We start from the raw sequence: 15,975 nt of genomic DNA on the forward strand, positions 1-15,975 counted from the left end.
GATTATGACAACGGACGATCTCGCTTTCGATCAGCGCCACATCTGGCACCCTTACACCTCCATGACCCAGCCGTTACCGGTTTACCCGGTCGCCTCGGCGCAGGGTTGCGAACTGAAACTCGCCAGCGGCGAGCTGCTGGTGGACGGAATGTCTTCCTGGTGGGCGGCCATTCATGGCTACAATCACCCGCGTCTGAACGCGGCGATGAAGGCGCAGATCGATCAGATGTCTCATGTCATGTTCGGCGGTATTACCCACCAGCCCGCCGTGGATCTCTGTCGTCGGCTGGTGGCCATGACCCCGCAGGCGCTGGAGTGCGTGTTTCTTGCCGACTCCGGCTCGGTGGCGGTAGAGGTGGCGATGAAAATGGCGCTGCAATACTGGCACGCCAAAGGCGAATCGCGTCAGCGTTTCCTCACCTTCCGCAACGGCTATCACGGCGATACCTTCGGCGCGATGTCGGTCTGCGATCCTGATAACTCAATGCACAGCCTGTGGAAGGGTTATCTGCCGGAAAACCTCTTTGCACCCGCCCCGCAAAGCCGTTTCGATGGCGAATGGGATGAGGCAGATATGGTCGGCTTTGCTCGCCTGATGGCGGCGCACCGTCATGAGATTGCCGCCGTGATCCTCGAACCTATCGTCCAGGGCGCTGGCGGTATGCGGATGTATCATCCCGAATGGCTTAAACGTATTCGCAAAATGTGTGACCGGGAGGGGATCTTGCTGATTGCCGATGAGATCGCCACCGGCTTTGGCCGCACCGGTAAGCTCTTTGCCTGCGACCATGCCGGGATCGCGCCGGATATTCTCTGTCTGGGCAAGGCGATAACCGGCGGTACCATGACGCTTTCTGCCACCCTTACGACCCGTCAGGTGGCCGACACCATCAGCGAGGGTGAGGCGGGCTGCTTTATGCACGGCCCGACATTTATGGGTAATCCACTGGCCTGTGCGGTGGCGAGTGAAAGTCTGGCCCTGCTGGAGAGCGGCGAGTGGCAAGCACAGGTTGCGGCTATCGAGACGCAGCTTTCGCAAGCGCTGGCGGCGGCGCGTGAGTCCGAATACGTGGCTGACGTGCGGGTGCTGGGCGCCATCGGCGTGGTTGAAACGCACCATCCGGTCAATATGGCGGCGCTGCAACGCTTCTTTGTGGCACGGGGCGTGTGGGTCCGACCGTTTGGTAAGCTCATCTATCTGATGCCGCCGTACCTGATCAGCCCTGAACAGTTGCAAAAGCTCACCACGGCGGTGGTGGATGCCGTACACAATCCCGCACATTTTGCGATTTAATCCATAGCGTTACGTTTTGTACTCTCGTTTTGCATTACACTTTTTGCAGAGTTCACTACGGAGAAACGGTATGAAGTTAATCAGTCAGGATCTGCGCGACGGCGAAAAACTCCCGGAGCGTCATGTCTTTAACGGCATGGGTTATCAGGGCGATAACATCTCCCCCCACCTGGCCTGGGATGAGGTGCCGGCGGGCACGAAGAGTTTTGTAGTCACCTGCTATGACCCGGATGCACCTACCGGTTCAGGCTGGTGGCACTGGATCGTGGCGAATCTGCCTGCCGATACACGCGTGTTGCCGCAGGGGTCGGGCTCATCGCTGGTGGCCCTGCCGGAAGGCGCAGTTGAAACCCGTACCGATTTTGGTAAAGCGGGCTATGGCGGCGCGGCACCGCCGAAGGGCGAAACCCACCGCTATATTTTCACGGTGCATGCGCTGGACGTAGAGCGAATCGAGGTCGATGAAGGCGCAAGCGGCGCGATGGTAGGCTTTAACGTGCATTTCCACACGCTGGGCAGCGCGTCGATCACGGCGATGTATGTCTAAAAATCTGCCCGGCTCTGCGCCGGGCTTATCGTTACAATATGGCCGGAAGCAGCCCCACCAGGCTGCGCTGGCTCAGCAGCGTAATCGCCGCATCAATGTCTGGCGCAAAAAACCGATCGTCATCATAGTGCGCCACCTGCTCGCGCAGGGTATGTCGTGCCTGCTCCAGCAGCGGACTGGACGTTAAGCCCTCCCGCAGATCCATCCCCTGGCAGGCCGCCAGCCACTCTACTGCCAGCACGCCACGGGTGTTACCGGCCATCTCCCATAAACGCCGCCCTGCGGCAGGCGCCATTGAAACGTGATCTTCCTGATTCGCTGAGGTGGGCAGACTGTCCACGCTGTGCGGGTGTGACAAGGCTTTGTTTTCGCTGGCCAGCGCCGCCGCGGTTACCTGGGCAATCATAAATCCGGAATTCACCCCGCCGTTGCGCACCAGGAAGGGCGGCAACTGCGACATGTGTTTATCCATCATCAGCGCGATCCGCCGCTCAGCCAGCGCACCGATTTCGGCAATCGCCAGAGCAATATTGTCTGCGGCCATCGCCACCGGCTCGGCGTGGAAATTGCCTCCGGAGACCACCTCGTTCTCCTGCGCAAAGACCAGCGGGTTATCGGACACCGCATTCGCCTCGACCAGCATTACCTCCGCCGCCTGACGCAGCTGGGTAAGGCAGGCGCCCATCACCTGCGGCTGACAGCGAAGGGAGTACGGATCCTGCACTTTGTCGCAGTTATGGTGCGACTCAGCGATGGCGCTGGTGTCCGTCAGGAGGTGACGGTATAGCGCTGCGGCGTCAATTTGCCCGCGCTGGCCACGCACGTCGTGAATACGGGCATCAAACGGACGCCGCGAGCCGAGCACCGCTTCGGTGGTGAGCGCGCCACAGACGACCGCTGAGGCAAAGAGATCTTCTGCTTCAAACAGGCCGCGCAGCGCAAACGCGGTGGAGGCCTGAGTGCCGTTAAGCAGCGCCAGCCCCTCTTTCGCCGCGAGCGTCACCGGCGTCAGGCCTGCTTGTTGCAATGCTTCGCGGGCAGGCAGCCACTCTCCCCGGTAACGCGCTTTCCCCTCGCCCAGTAGCGTGAGCGACATATGCGCCAGCGGGGCCAGATCGCCGGAGGCCCCCACCGATCCCTTCGCCGGGATCCACGGGTACACGCCGGCATTGACCAGCCCAATCAACGCCTGAATCACGCTGAGACGGATACCGGAAAATCCCCGGGCAAGGCTGTTAATTTTTAGCACCATCATCAGGCGCACGATCGCATCGTCGAGCGGTTCCCCCACGCCGGCGGCGTGAGATAGCACCAGCGAACGCTGAAGGTTTTCCAGGTCATGCGTGGCAATTCGCGTCTGGGCCAACAGGCCAAAACCGGTGTTGATGCCATAGGCGGTGCGCCCTTCTGCCACAATCGCCTCAACGCAGGCGACGCTCTCATTAATGGCGCCAAATGCCGCCTCGCTGAGCGTGAGCTGCATCGGGCTTCCCCAGAGCTGACGAAGCTGGGCCAGAGTTAGCGTACCGGGGTTAAGCGTAAAGGCATTCATCGGTGCTCTCCTCGTTGAGCGGTGATCATCGGCAGGTTGAGTCCCTGCTCTCTGGCGCAATCAATCGCAATGTCGTATCCGGCGTCTGCATGACGCATCACGCCCGTGGCCGGATCGTTATGCAGGACGCGGGCGATACGGGCGGCCGCGTCATCGCTGCCGTCACAGACGATGACCATCCCGGCATGCTGGGAGAAGCCCATCCCCACCCCGCCGCCGTGGTGCAGCGAGACCCAGGTCGCTCCGCTGGCCGTGTTCAGTAATGCGTTAAGCAGCGGCCAGTCGGAGACCGCGTCGGAGCCGTCACGCATGGCTTCGGTTTCGCGGTTCGGGCTGGCAACCGAGCCAGAATCGAGATGATCGCGGCCAATAACGATAGGGGCGGAGACTTCACCGCTCCGTACCATTTCGTTAAACGCGAGGCCGAGTTTCTGGCGCCACTCCAGCCCGACCCAGCAGATACGCGCCGGAAGCCCCTGAAAGTTAATACGTTCCCGGGCCATATCCAGCCAATGATGCAGGTGGACATCGTCAGCGATAATCTCTTTCACTTTGGCGTCGGTTTTATAGATATCCTGCGGATCGCCGGAGAGCGCCACCCAGCGGAACGGGCCGATACCCCGGCAGAAAAGTGGACGAATATAGGCAGGGACAAAGCCCGGGAAATCAAAGGCGTTTTGTACACCCATCTCCTTCGCCATCTGGCGGATGTTATTGCCGTAATCAAATGTGGGGATGCCCTGCTGGCTGAAGGCCAGCATTGCGTTGACGTGCTCTGCCATGGAGAGCTTCGCGGCCCGCACGGTGCCCTGGGGATCCTGCTGCGCTTTTTGCTGATACTCATCCCAGCGCCAGCCTTTCGGCAGGTAGCCGTGCAGCGGGTCATGGGCGCTGGTCTGGTCGGTGACCATGTCCGGGCGCACGCCGCGCGCCACCAGTTCAGGCAGGATCTCCGCCGCGTTGGCGCACAGTGCGATCGAAACGGCTTTGCCCTCTTCGGTATATTTTTTGATGCGCGCCAGGGCGTCGTCCAGCGTGTCGGCCTGCTCATCCACATAGCGGGTACGCACACGGAAATCGATGCGGCTCTGCTGACACTCAATATTGAGTGAGCAGGCCCCTGCCAGGGTGGCGGCCAGCGGCTGCGCCCCGCCCATTCCCCCCAGTCCGGCGGTAAGAATCCAGCGCCCTTTCAGGGAGCCGTTATAGTGTTGGCGTCCGGCTTCAACGAAGGTTTCCCAGGTGCCCTGGATGATCCCCTGGCTGCCGATATAGATCCAACTGCCCGCCGTCATCTGGCCGTACATGGCCAGCCCTTTTGCATCCAGCTCGTTAAAGTGTTCCCAGGTCGCCCAGTGGGGTACCAGGTTGGAGTTGGCAATCAGCACACGTGGCGCGTTGGAATGGGTTTTGAATACCCCTACCGGCTTGCCGGATTGCACCAGCAGGGTTTCGTCTGCGTCGAGTTGCGTGAGTGCCTCAACAATAGCGTCGTAGCAGTCCCAGTTGCGCGCTGCGCGGCCGATACCGCCGTAAACCACCAGCTCGTTCGGATTTTCGGCCACATCGGGGTCGAGGTTATTCATTAACATACGCAGCGGGGCTTCGGTGAGCCAGCTTTTTGCGGTTAAGGTGGTGCCGCGGGGTGCGCGCACCGTCTGCTGGCGATACTTGTCTGTCGACATGATGTGCTCCTCATTGGGGAGAGAATATACAATTAGATATACTTGTATAGACAAGTGCGCACAAGGCGAGATTTAACAAAAAATATACATTTTTATTATATTGCGTCAGCAATCACGCTTTTAAAACTTATGACATAAAGTGGCCTTGCAGCCGGTAGCGGTCGCCCGGGAAGAGCAGGCGCGCATGAGAGACAATGTTCGATGCCGACCAGGTCCGTCGACGGATCATCAGACAGGGATCGTGTTCTTTGATGCGCAGCAGTTCGCACTCCTGCCGGGTCGCACGGACAGCCTCGACAATGTGTTCCCCTTCGGTGAGCGGGGCAATCAGCGACAGATAAGCATGCGGCGTGGTAGCGGTATAATCTTGCTCTAAATAGGCCGGCACCCTGAGCGCATTGACGCAGCGATCCTCAATCTGCACCGGGACGTCGTTTTCGAAGTGCAGCATCAGAGAGTGAAAAATTGCCGTGCCCTCTTTCACATCCAGGGCCATGGCCTGCTGGGCAGAGGCTTGCGTCTCCTCCAGCAGCAGCACCTCACAGCGGTGCTGATGCTGACGGGCGGCAATTTCGTCGGCAATGCTGCGGATCTCAAACAGTGCCGACTGCCCTTTAGGTTCGGCCACAAAGGTGCCAACACCCTGCAGACGGACCAGTAACCCTTCGTCGGTAAGCTCCCGCAATGCGCGGTTAATGGTCATACGACTAAATCCGAACTGCGCCACCAGCTCCGCCTCGGATGGAATACGATCGTGTGCCCGCCAGACGCCCGTGGCGATTTGATGGCTGATCGCCTGTTTCACCTTTTCGTAAAAAGGTGCCGGGGCGTTAGTTTGCCGCTGCGAAGCGCGTGTGAACATAACCATTCCTTAAGCCGTAAAAATGTCGAGTATATCCGCGTATTACGCCCACCAGTGAGCAATTTGCCACGCCAGCCGCGCCGCGAGCTTTGCCCCCTGCCCCTCGCGATCAAAACGCGGGCTAAACTCCACCAGATCCACCGCCTGCAGCTTGCCACTGCGGCAAATCGGTTCGATTACCCGCAGCAGATCCCGCGCAGGCACGCCCAGCGCTGCCTGCGCTGATACCGCAGGCATTTCGCCGGCGGGCAGCACATCGAGATCGAGCGTCAGGTAGAGACGATCTGCCTGCTGAATCAGGTTTGACACGGCGTCTGACGCCGCGTGCTGAAAATCAAGATCTTCTACCACTGTTACCTTCAGACGAGCCGCTTCGTCCCACAGAGCCTGTGTGTTCGCTGCCCGACTGGCACCCAGGCAGGCATAGACAAAATCGCGCTGCTGCGCCTTGCAGTAACGGGCCAACTGGCGAAACGGCGTACCCGAGGTCGCGCGGCTTGCCTGGCGTAAATCGAGATGGGCGTCGAGATTCACAATCACCACTCGCTCATTGGGGAAGGCGTCCAGCACCCCTTTGCCGTGGCCCCAGGCGGTTTCGTGTCCTCCCCCCAGCACCAGAGTGCGCATTCCCGCCTGCTGACAGGTGGTCACTGCCTCACTGAGCGCCTGCTGTGCCGCTTCCAGCGCATCGGCTTCTACGGTGATATTCCCCAGATCGGTCAGACGATCGTGACCGCCATAGCTCGCCATATTGGCCAGTGCGGCACGCAGGACGTTTGGCCCCTCTGCTGCGCCCGGCCTGCCCTGATTGCGTTTAACCCCGGCATCACAGCAAAAACCCAACAGCGCAATCCCCTCCCGGCCTGGCTGGAAAGTCGGGCTCTGCTGCACGGTTTGAAACAGGCGCAGCGCGTTGCTGGCCTCGGCACGATCGTCGCGCCCTTGCCAGATATCCGGGGAAACAGGCTGCCAGAGCTTCATTGTATTTGTCCTCTGAATATCCTCTGCCAGAGCGGGTTACGGCCAGGTTCGTAGATCATTTCAACGGGGCTTTCAGCGTCCCAGATAGCCAGATCGGCTTTATATCCAGCTTTCAGCTGACCCTGTGTAGAACCACGCCCTAACGCCTGGGCGGCATTTCGCGTCACGCCTGCCCAGGCTTCTTCCGGGGTCAGGCCAAACTGGACGCAGGCCATGTTCATGGCCAGATGCAGGCTGGCGAAAGGGCTGGTACCCGGGTTGTAATCCGTGGCGACGGCCATGGGAACGCCGTGCTGGCGCAGCCGCTCGACAGGGGGACGCTGGCGCTCCTGCAGAAAATAGAATGCTCCCGGAAGCAACACGGCGACGGTGCCGCTTTGCGCCATCGCCGCCACGCCGGCTTCGTCCAGATACTCGATATGATCCGCTGACCAGCCGTGATAGCGGCTCACCAGCGCCGTACCACCCAGATTCGACAACTGCTCGACATGGCCTTTTACCGGTATCCCAAGCCGCTGTGCCGCCTGGAACAGCCGCTCAGTTTGCGTAGGGGTGAAACCGACCGTTTCACAGAAAACATCAACCGCCTCGAAAAGCTCTTTTCGCCATAGCGTGGGGAGCGTGTGCTGACAGATGTGGTCAATCCAACCGTCGGGATGCTGGCGATATTCCTGCGGAACCGCGTGGGCCGCCAGCAGCGTTGGGCTGATTTCAATGGGATGATGTTGAGCAAGCCGTTGCGCCACGCGCAGGAGCTTCTCTTCGGCTTCATCGTTCAGACCGTACCCCGATTTAATCTCAAGCGTCGTTACGCCTTCGCGCATCATGCGCACAAGTCGCGCCTGCGCAAGCTGGAAGAGCACTTCCGGGGTGCTGTCGCGGGTAGCGGTCACGGTGGCATTAATCCCGCCGCCCTGTGCGCTGATGCTTTGGTAAGAGACACCGTTCAGGCGCTGCTCCCACTCCGCCGCACGATTGCCGCCAAAGATTAGATGGGTATGACAGTCGATTAAGCCCGGCGTGACCAGCCTCCCCTGCATGTCATGCTGACCAGGCAGATGAGCCGGCAGGTCAGCGTCCGGGATCAGCGCCAGAATCGTTTCGCCGCGGAGGATTAACGCCTGCTTTTCCATCAGGCCATAAGGGGCTGGCTTATCGGGATCCAGGGTAGCGAGGCGCGCGTTACGCAAGATGACGTCGTCAGGATGAAGTTGCAACATCAGGCTTCCACTTGTCATGGGTTGTATAGACATTTATTTTCATTCCCGGCCCACTGTCAATCGCCTTTACCGATATTGTTATCAGTTTGTGACGATTTTCCCGCTAAGCCTGGGAATAAAAAGTCAATTTTTGCCGTTTCATCTTCCCGTTTCGCCCAACTTAGTATAAAAAAGCAGGCTATTTCCGTTATCCCCATTTGATTCGCACAGCAAGGAGCTTTCCCTTGAATATTTCCAGCCACTACCGTCTGGCGCTGGCACTGGCTTTTGGCATGACCTTGTCCGCATGTAGCTCAACGCCACCAGACCAGCTTCCGTCTGAACAGGCGGCCCCTGGCACCGCTTCCCGTCCTGTTCTCTCTGCTGAAGAAGCGAAGAACTTCCAGCAGGCGCGCTATTTCACCGCCATGAATCCTGATGCCGCGCCGTGGAAGCCGTATGCCATTCGTCTGCCAGCACAACCGAATTTCGTGGTAGGCCCGGCGGGAACTCAGGGGGTGACTCATACCTCTATTCAGGCCGCCGTTGATGCTGCCATTGCCAAACACAGCAGCTCTCGTCAGTACATCGCCATCATGCCTGGCGAGTACGAAGGGACCGTCTATGTTCCGGCTGCGCCGGGCAGCGTGACGCTGTACGGTATGGGTGAAAAACCTGCTGATGTGAAAATTGGCCTGCCGATCGATTCTGAAATCGACACCGCCACCTGGCGCCATCTGGTGAATCCGGGCGGTAAATACATGCCAGGTAAACCGGCGTGGTATATGTTTGATCGCTGCCAGAGCAAGCAAAGCGCCACCGTTGGCGTGATGTGCTCTGCGGTATTCTGGTCACAGAACAATGGCCTGCAGCTGCAAAACCTGACCATCGAAAACAATCTGGGCGACAGCGTAGATGCAGGTAATCACCAGGCCGTGGCGCTGCGTAGCGATGGCGACCAGGTGCAGATCGATAAGGTGAACATTCTGGGTCGCCAGAACACCTTCTTTGTGACCAATAGCGGTGTGCAAAATACGCTGCAGAACACCCGCCTGACCCGTACGCTGGTGACCAATAGCTATATTGAAGGTGACGTAGATATCGTTGCAGGCCGTGGCGCCGTCGTGTTTGATAACACCGACTTCCGCGTGGTGAATTCCCGTACCCAAAAAGAGGGTTACGTCTTTGCCCCAGCCACCCTGTCGAACATGTTCTATGGCTTCCTGGCGGTAAATAGTCGCTTTACGGCTGCCGGGGACGGCGTCGCGCAGCTCGGCCGCGCTCTGGATGCCGATGCCAACTCGAATGGCCAGGTCGTCATTCGCGATAGCGTCATCAACGAAGGCTTCAACATGGCGAAACCCTGGGCTAATGCGGCGATCTCTCAGCGCCCTTATGCTGGCAACACGGGTACCGTTGATGATAAAGGCAATGTACAGCGCAACCTGAACGACGCTAACTTCAATCGCATGTGGGAATACAACAACCGCGGTGTAGGTAGCAAAATCGTCACCGAACCGAAGCAGTAACGGCGGTATTAGCAAAAAGGGGGAGCAACTCCCCCTTTATGCTGCGCCTGGAAGCGTCAGGCAACCGTCTGTAGATACGCGTCCAGCAGTTGCAGTATCGCAACCATGAGTTGCAGGATCAGAATACACCATCCTGTAAAGCTCACACGCCACTCCTTTGGTCAGGAGCACTGCCACTGACTTACCTTTCCGCTGCCTGTCGCCAGTGGGTGTTGGTGCTTGCTGATGTGCTCCACAGCTAAGGCACTGACGGCACCACCCGCCAGCCAGGACTTAAAAAGGTGCCTGTTTTGCGGATCTGCTACACATCTCACCAACCCAGCGATTGTAGCGATAAATATCTGTATATAAAAACAGTCCAGCTCAAAATCAGAATTCATCAAACTCATTGAAAAAATAGCAATCAATTCAATTCAGTAGCACCCACACCTGCTTTTAGCGCCTGGCTTGCACTATTTTACTTTACTCACTCATGAGACTACGATGACCGGGTTGGTATTTGCTGATGTGCACATCCGGCCACCACCGGGTATAAAAAAACCTCGCACTGGCGAGGTTTTTTTATTGCGACGTTCTAACGCGTTACTGCGCGTTAACCACTACCCACATTGGGCCCTGGCCGACGGCATAGCGTCCTTTCTCTTCCAGCAGCCCCTGCTCACCCTGAATTTCATACAGCGCAATGTGATGCGATTTCTGCCCCGCCGCGATCAGGTACTTGCCCGTGTGATCGATATTGAAGCCACGCGGCTGAGTTTCCGTCGGCTGGAAACCTTCCACGGCCAGCACGCTGCCATCTTCAGACACGCTGAAGATGGTGATCAGGCTGGACGTACGGTCACAGGCATAGAGGTGACGTCCATCCGGTGTGATGTGGATATCGGCCGCCCAGCGGGTATCGGTAAAATCTGCAGGCATCATATCCAGCGTCTGGATACATTCGATATTGCCGTGGGCATCACTCAGCGCCCAGACGTCTACCGAGCCGTTCAGCTCGTTCACCACATAAGCGAACTTCTGATTCGGGTGGAAGACCATATGACGCGGGCCTGCACCTTCCACAGTGGTCACTTCCGCCGGATTTTGTGCCGCCAGTTTACCGTCGTCACCCAGGGTGAAAAGACAGATTCGATCCTGCTTCAGCGCCGGCACCCACAGCGTTTTATTATCTGGCGAGATATTGGCAGAGTGGCAACCTTCCAGCCCATCAACCATGTCTACGCTTTCGCCCGGGATACCGTCGTTCAGGCGCGTCACGCTGACGCAACCGGCGTTATAGGAGCCGCTAAAGATGAAGCGCCCTTCCAGGTCAGTGGAGATATGCGTCGGGCTGCCCGGCAGTGCCGCTTCGGCGGTATAGGTAAGAGCACCATCTTCAGGTGCAATACGGTAGGCCAGCACGCGGAATTCCGGACGCACACCCACGTACAGGAAACGTTTATCCGGACTGATTACCATCGGCTGAACCTGCCCCGGCACATCGACAACCTGAACAAGGGTGAGTGACCCTTCAGGGTTCAGACGCCAGACATGGATCTGTTGGCTTTCAGGACTGGCGGTATAAACGGTTTGTTTCATGAATGCTCCTTCCTCACTGCGCGTGAAAGTAATGTACAAGGATGATCGTTTAACGGTAGATGCTGAATTTTAGCCAGGAATTTTGCAGCGATCGTCTCGCGGTGTACCATCTCAGCAATCTGTTTTTCATCATTAACCGGAATAACAAATGACCTCTCGCGTGATTGCACTGGATTTAGACGGTACGTTACTTACCCCGCAAAAAACCCTGCTCCCCTCTTCGCTCGAAGCGCTACAACGCGCGCGCGAAGCGGGTTATCAACTCATTATTGTGACGGGTCGTCATCACGTTGCTATTCATCCTTTTTATCAGGCACTGGCTTTAGATACACCTGCAATTTGTTGTAATGGCACTTATTTGTATGATTATCATGCAAAAAAGGTTCTCGAATCGGATCCGCTCCCGGTTGCGCAGGCACAACAGCTGATTACACTGCTTGATGAACATAACGTTCACGGTCTGATGTACGTTGACGAAGCCATGCTGTATGAGCGCCCTACCGGCCACGTGATTCGCACCCGTGCCTGGGCGCAATCTCTGCCAGAGGCGCAACGCCCGGTGTTTACGCAGGTAGCTTCGCTGGCGCAGGCGGCCCGGGAGGTCTCTGCCATCTGGAAATTTGCCCTGACCGATGAAGACACCATCAAGCTGAATGATTTTGCTAAACTCGTTGAAAACACGCTGGGGCTGGAGTGTGAGTGGTCCTGGCACGATCAGGTGGATATTGCCCGCAAAGGCAACAGCAAAGGTAAGCGCCTGACGCAGTATGTCGAGTCCCAGGGCTGGTCGATGCAGGATGTTATTGCCTTTGGCGATAATTATAACGACATCAGCATGTTAGAAGCTGCAGGCACCGGTGTGGCGATGGGCAATGCTGACGAGGCGGTGAAGGCGCGCGCCAACGTCGTTATCGGCGATAACACGCGCGACAGCATCGCCCAGTTTATTTACAGCAACCTGATTTGATCAGGTTGTAATCGACACGCTCTTAATCTGCGCGTACAGCCACAGGCCAGGCTTAATGCTAAGTTCATCCCTGGCCCAGGGGCTGATACGCGCCCAGAGCGTCTTACCGGCAATCTCCAGCTGCACTTCTACCTGCCCGTTATCGTCATAGCATTGGGCGACTTTTGCTCGCAGGATATTACGAATACTGCTCTGTACCGGCGGTTGCAGGACCAGCGAGACGTCTGAAGCCTGAATGCGGATGCGCAAATTGGCCTGTAGCGGTTTATCTAGCTTATTCACCCAGAGGTGTTGATCGCCGAGCGCCAGCGCGGTCATGGCATAGTGCGGGTGATGTTCAAGAACGCTGACCCTCAGAATGCTGCTCTGCTGTTCTGCCGGCAACCACGGATGCATGACGCTACTGCCCCACACCTCCTCCAGAGGACCAAACGCCTTCACGTTACCGTTTTCCAGCACCAGCACGTTATCGGCCAGGTGGAGGATCTCCTCCAGCGAGTGGCTGACGTAGAGCATCGGGATATTGATTTCACGCGCCAGTCGCTGCAGATAGGGTAGCAGTTCGCGCTTACGCGGAATATCGAGAGAGGCCAGCGGCTCGTCCAGCAGGAGCAGTTCCGGCGCGGTGAGCAATGCGCGACCGATGGCCACACGCTGTTTTTCGCCCCCCGATAAAGAGGAGGGTAGACGGTCGAGCAGGTGCTCAATTCCCAGCAGCGCAACCAGTTTATCGAACTGTCCGGCCATGCTTTTCGCCATGCCGTAGCGCAAATTGCCCCGAACCTTATAGTGCGGAAAGAGCCGGGCATCCTGGAAAACGTACCCAATACGGCGCTTATCCGGTGACAACCAGATACGCTGTTCTGCGTCGTTGAGCACCCGATCATTCAGCACAATGCGCCCGCTCTGAGGTCGTGTCAGGCCGCTGATGGCGTTAATCAGCGAGGTTTTGCCCGCCCCCGACACACCAAAAATCGCCGTAATACCCCGTGCTGGCAGGGTTTCGTTGATGGTCAGACAGTGTTCGCCCAGCGTCTGGCTAAAATTAAGTTCCAGCATTTCAGTTCCCCATCCGTTCACGGCTCAAACGTGCCAGCCATTCCGACACCAGCAGCGAGACAATAGCCAGCACAATGGAGATAATACAGAGTCGCGCGGCGGCACCTTCGCCACCTGGCGTCTGGATTAAGGTATACATGGCAGACGGCAGCGTGCGGGTTTCACCTGGAATATTGGAAACGAAAGTGATGGTGGCACCAAACTCGCCCAGCGAACGCGCAAAGGCCAGTACCGTGCCGACGATAATTCCGGGCAGGGTCAGGGGGAGCGTGATGGTGAATAAAACTCGCCAGCGTCCGGCCCCCAGAGTACAGGCGGCCTGCTCCAGTTTACGATCCACCCCCTCCAGCGCCAGACGGATGGCGCGGACCATCAACGGGAAGGACATCACCGCCGCCGCCAGCACCGCACCGCGCCAGCTGAAGGCGAAGGTCAGCCCAAACCAGTCATATAGCCATTCACCAATGATGCCGCGTCGGCCCATCGCAATGAGCAGTAAATAGCCCACAACCACGGGCGGTAACACCAGCGGCAGATGGATCAGGCTATCGAGAAGCGCCTTACCGGGAAAGGTGCAGCGAACCAGTAGCCAGGCAAAGAAGATCCCAAAGGGCAGACTAAACACAACCGCGAGGGAGGAGACTTTCAGGCTCAGCAGCACGGCCTGCCATTCGGGATCGGTCAAAATCATTCGTGAGTCGTAAATCCATAGCGTTTAAAGATTGCCGACGCCTGCGGCCCTTTCAGATAATCGTAAAAGGCGCTGACCGTCGCGTTTTTATGTCCATCAACGATGGCAACAGGATATTCCACTTTTTTGTGCGAGTCTTCCGGGAAGGTCCCGACGACTTTTACCCCTTTACCGGCAACGGCATCGGAGCCATAAACAATGCCCAGGGGCGCTTCGTTACGCTCCACCAGCGCCAGTGCGCCACGAACATCTTCCGCCGGCGCCAGCTTTGGCGAGAGCGTATCCCATGCGCCCAGTTTCTGCAGCGCCTCTTTCGCGTAGATACCCGCAGGAACATGTTCCGGATCGCCAACCGCCAGACGTCCGTCTTTCAGCAGGCTGGCCCAGGGCGTCTCTTTATTGATTGTCATATCGCCCTGTGGGCTTGTTTTAGGCGCCACGACGACCAGGCTATTCCCCAGTAACGTTGTCCGACTGGCGGTGTCGATTGATTTCTTCTGCACCGCATAGTCCATCCATTTCTGATCCGCAGAGATAAAGAGATCCGCAGGCGCGCCCGCCTCAATCTGGCGGGCCAGCGTTGAGGAAGAGGCAAAGGATGAAACCACCTCGACGTTTTTCTCTTTTTTATACTCAGCAGCAATATCCTGCATGGCATTCGTTAGCGAAGCGGCAGCGAAAACGGTAATTTTACCTTCGTCTGCCAGTGCATGTCCGCTTACGGTTAATACCAGCGCTGCCCCTGCGAAAAAGCCTAAGCCTGTACGTGCCATCTGTAACTCCTTTTGCATGTCGTTATATACTTAAGAATATAACGATTGCCACAGGGTTTTCCCAGCCTTAAATCGTACCGCTTAATGAGTAAATGAATGTGATGCTAAAGATAATATCGGCGTGGAAGAGGCAAACTTGAGAGCAAAACGCCCGGACAAGCCGGGCGTTTTAACGGGAATTAATGCTGTTTTTTAGGCTGCTTTCTGTGTCCGATGTTGGAAAACACGTTGAACACTTCACCCAGGCCGTAGATTGCACCGAGGATGATAGCCATCACCACTGGTACCATGATCACGGCGAACACCAGACTTTTCAACAACTCTAACATGGGTTTCTCCAGACAATGTGAATTGCCATATTCTAACCGTTAAAGCGAGAAATACATCCCCTTTTGTGCGGTACAGTTTGCGACTCCCCTGAATTGCGTCACAATACGCTTTTTGCCAGGACACTGTTATGCAGGCCGAAATTCTTCTCACCCTACGTCTTCAGCAAAAACTTTTTGCCGATCCACGCCGTATTGCTCTGCTTAAACAGATAGCGCAAACCGGCTCTATTAGCCAGGGCGCGAAGAATGCGGGGATCAGTTATAAAAGTGCCTGGGATGCCATCAATGAGATGAACGCCCTGAGCGAGCAGATGCTGGTTGAACGCGCCACCGGCGGTAAAGGCGGCGGCGGGGCCCATCTTACGCGCTATGGTCAACGCTTAATTGAGCTTTATGAACTGCTGGGGCAGATCCAGCAAAAAGCCTTTGACGTGCTGAGCCATGACGATGCCCTGCCTCTCGATAGCCTTCTTGCCGCCATTTCACGCTTCTCACTGCAGACCAGCGCCCGCAATCAATGGTTTGGCACCGTTACCGCTCGCGATCACGATCCTGTCCAGCAGCATGTGGCGATTTTACTCGCTGATGGCACCACGCGGCTGAAGGTGGCTATTACGGCCCAGAGCGGCAAACGCCTGGCTCTGGAGGAAGGAAAGGAGGTGCTGGTGTTGCTAAAAGCACCCTGGGTCAATATCACCCGGGATCCGACAGACGCGCTTCAGGCCGATAATCAGCTTCAGGGCGTCGTCACCCATATTGACCGGGGTGATGAACAGTGCGAAGTGCTGATGGCGCTGCCCGATGGTCAGACCCTTTGCGCCACGCTGCCTCACTCCCAGGCAGTGAATCTAGAGGAAGGTACTGAGGTGACCGCATATTTTAATGCTGACCGGGTGATTATCGCCACGTTGTGCTAAGCGCATTGACAT

At 57.2% G+C, this 15,975-nt stretch carries 16 protein-coding genes; 5 read left to right on the forward strand and 11 right to left on the reverse strand.

Annotation, left to right across the window (positions count from 1 at the left end):
* Positions 1-4 precede the first annotated feature (4 nt).
* Positions 5-1,294: an adenosylmethionine--8-amino-7-oxononanoate transaminase gene (bioA, locus tag B3B59_RS18130; RefSeq protein WP_414671911.1), complete on the forward strand. Its 1,290-nt coding sequence runs from the start codon at positions 5-7 to the stop codon at positions 1,292-1,294.
* 70 nt (positions 1,295-1,364) lie between these two features.
* Positions 1,365-1,841, forward strand: a complete 477-nt coding sequence (locus tag B3B59_RS18135) for a kinase inhibitor (protein ID WP_046886949.1) — start codon at positions 1,365-1,367, stop codon at positions 1,839-1,841.
* A 31-nt stretch (positions 1,842-1,872) separates the two neighbouring features.
* Here the strand turns inward: B3B59_RS18135 and hutH are convergent, their stop codons facing one another.
* The 5 genes from hutH to hutI all read right to left on the reverse strand — a co-directional run bounded on the left by hutH (position 1,873) and on the right by hutI (position 8,141).
* Complete coding sequence (hutH, locus tag B3B59_RS18140) at positions 1,873-3,393, reverse strand: histidine ammonia-lyase (RefSeq protein ID WP_286809670.1); 1,521 nt, start codon at positions 3,391-3,393, stop codon at positions 1,873-1,875.
* Entirely contained in the window at positions 3,390-5,078 is a 1,689-nt protein-coding gene (gene hutU / locus B3B59_RS18145; RefSeq protein ID WP_286809671.1) for a urocanate hydratase, read from the reverse strand. The genes hutH and hutU overlap by 4 nt, the downstream gene beginning before the upstream one ends.
* 127 nt (positions 5,079-5,205) lie before the next feature.
* On the reverse strand, positions 5,206-5,940 hold the full coding sequence (locus B3B59_RS18150; protein WP_263617890.1) for a histidine utilization repressor: 735 nt from the start codon (positions 5,938-5,940) through the stop codon (positions 5,206-5,208).
* 42 nt (positions 5,941-5,982) lie between these two features.
* Positions 5,983-6,921, reverse strand: coding sequence for a formimidoylglutamase (hutG, locus tag B3B59_RS18155; RefSeq protein WP_286809672.1), 939 nt, complete (start codon positions 6,919-6,921; stop codon positions 5,983-5,985).
* A complete protein-coding gene (gene hutI / locus B3B59_RS18160) occupies positions 6,918-8,141 on the reverse strand; it encodes an imidazolonepropionase (RefSeq protein ID WP_286809673.1) in 1,224 nt (407 codons plus the stop codon). Before hutI ends, hutG begins: the two co-directional genes overlap by 4 nt.
* A 224-nt stretch (positions 8,142-8,365) precedes the next feature.
* Between hutI and B3B59_RS18165 the strand changes: the two genes are divergently transcribed.
* A complete protein-coding gene (locus B3B59_RS18165; protein WP_286809674.1) occupies positions 8,366-9,649 on the forward strand; it encodes a putative acyl-CoA thioester hydrolase in 1,284 nt (427 codons plus the stop codon).
* Positions 9,650-9,705: 56 nt separating this feature from the next.
* Here B3B59_RS18165 and B3B59_RS18170 read toward each other — a convergent pair whose 3' ends face one another.
* Positions 9,706-9,795 (reverse strand): hypothetical protein, encoded by a 90-nt coding sequence (locus tag B3B59_RS18170; RefSeq protein WP_154298954.1) that lies wholly within the window; start codon positions 9,793-9,795, stop codon positions 9,706-9,708.
* 436 nt (positions 9,796-10,231) lie between these two features.
* Positions 10,232-11,227, reverse strand: a complete 996-nt coding sequence (pgl, locus tag B3B59_RS18175; RefSeq protein ID WP_040076500.1) for a 6-phosphogluconolactonase — start codon at positions 11,225-11,227, stop codon at positions 10,232-10,234.
* Between the two features lie 148 nt (positions 11,228-11,375).
* On the opposite strand from pgl, the gene B3B59_RS18180 reads away from it, so the two are divergent.
* Positions 11,376-12,194, forward strand: coding sequence for a pyridoxal phosphatase (locus tag B3B59_RS18180; RefSeq protein ID WP_286809676.1), 819 nt, complete (start codon positions 11,376-11,378; stop codon positions 12,192-12,194).
* Here B3B59_RS18180 and modC read toward each other — a convergent pair whose 3' ends face one another.
* From modC to B3B59_RS18200, 4 genes are all read right to left on the reverse strand, one after another.
* Complete coding sequence (gene modC, locus B3B59_RS18185; RefSeq protein WP_046886957.1) at positions 12,195-13,253, reverse strand: molybdenum ABC transporter ATP-binding protein ModC; 1,059 nt, start codon at positions 13,251-13,253, stop codon at positions 12,195-12,197.
* A gap of 1 nt (position 13,254) precedes the next feature.
* A complete protein-coding gene (modB, locus tag B3B59_RS18190) occupies positions 13,255-13,944 on the reverse strand; it encodes a molybdate ABC transporter permease subunit (protein ID WP_046886958.1) in 690 nt (229 codons plus the stop codon).
* Positions 13,941-14,717, reverse strand: a complete 777-nt coding sequence (gene modA / locus B3B59_RS18195) for a molybdate ABC transporter substrate-binding protein (RefSeq protein WP_046886959.1) — start codon at positions 14,715-14,717, stop codon at positions 13,941-13,943. Before modA ends, modB begins: the two co-directional genes overlap by 4 nt.
* A gap of 179 nt (positions 14,718-14,896) precedes the next feature.
* Positions 14,897-15,046 carry an AcrZ family multidrug efflux pump-associated protein gene (locus B3B59_RS18200; protein ID WP_040076505.1) on the reverse strand — a complete coding sequence of 50 codons (150 nt, stop codon included), beginning with the start codon at positions 15,044-15,046 and terminating at the stop codon, positions 14,897-14,899.
* A 128-nt stretch (positions 15,047-15,174) separates the two neighbouring features.
* Here B3B59_RS18200 and modE point away from each other — a divergent pair, with 128 nt between their 5' ends.
* Entirely contained in the window at positions 15,175-15,963 is a 789-nt protein-coding gene (gene modE / locus B3B59_RS18205) for a molybdenum-dependent transcriptional regulator (protein WP_286809677.1), read from the forward strand.
* Positions 15,964-15,975 lie beyond the last annotated feature (12 nt).

The organism is Leclercia sp. UBA2479 (assembly GCF_002341985.1).
Classification (GTDB): domain Bacteria; phylum Pseudomonadota; class Gammaproteobacteria; order Enterobacterales; family Enterobacteriaceae; genus Enterobacter; species Enterobacter pneumoniae.

Bases quoted from the DNA above. Each gene is read 5' to 3' on its own strand.
- modA (WP_046886959.1), bottom strand. From the start codon at position 14,717: ATGGCACGTACAGGCTTAGGCTTTTTCGCAGGGGCAGCGCTGGTATTA.
- hutI (WP_286809673.1), bottom strand. From the start codon at position 8,141: ATGTTGCAACTTCATCCTGACGACGTCATCTTGCGTAACGCGCGCCTC.
- bioA (WP_414671911.1), top strand. From the start codon at position 5: ATGACAACGGACGATCTCGCTTTCGATCAGCGCCACATCTGGCACCCT.
- B3B59_RS18200 (WP_040076505.1), bottom strand. From the start codon at position 15,046: ATGTTAGAGTTGTTGAAAAGTCTGGTGTTCGCCGTGATCATGGTACCA.
- hutU (WP_286809671.1), bottom strand. From the start codon at position 5,078: ATGTCGACAGACAAGTATCGCCAGCAGACGGTGCGCGCACCCCGCGGC.
- B3B59_RS18180 (WP_286809676.1), top strand. From the start codon at position 11,376: ATGACCTCTCGCGTGATTGCACTGGATTTAGACGGTACGTTACTTACC.
- B3B59_RS18150 (WP_263617890.1), bottom strand. From the start codon at position 5,940: ATGTTCACACGCGCTTCGCAGCGGCAAACTAACGCCCCGGCACCTTTT.
- modB (WP_046886958.1), bottom strand. From the start codon at position 13,944: ATGATTTTGACCGATCCCGAATGGCAGGCCGTGCTGCTGAGCCTGAAA.
- hutH (WP_286809670.1), bottom strand. From the start codon at position 3,393: ATGAATGCCTTTACGCTTAACCCCGGTACGCTAACTCTGGCCCAGCTT.
- B3B59_RS18135 (WP_046886949.1), top strand. From the start codon at position 1,365: ATGAAGTTAATCAGTCAGGATCTGCGCGACGGCGAAAAACTCCCGGAG.
- hutG (WP_286809672.1), bottom strand. From the start codon at position 6,921: ATGAAGCTCTGGCAGCCTGTTTCCCCGGATATCTGGCAAGGGCGCGAC.
- pgl (WP_040076500.1), bottom strand. From the start codon at position 11,227: ATGAAACAAACCGTTTATACCGCCAGTCCTGAAAGCCAACAGATCCAT.
- modE (WP_286809677.1), top strand. From the start codon at position 15,175: ATGCAGGCCGAAATTCTTCTCACCCTACGTCTTCAGCAAAAACTTTTT.
- modC (WP_046886957.1), bottom strand. From the start codon at position 13,253: ATGCTGGAACTTAATTTTAGCCAGACGCTGGGCGAACACTGTCTGACC.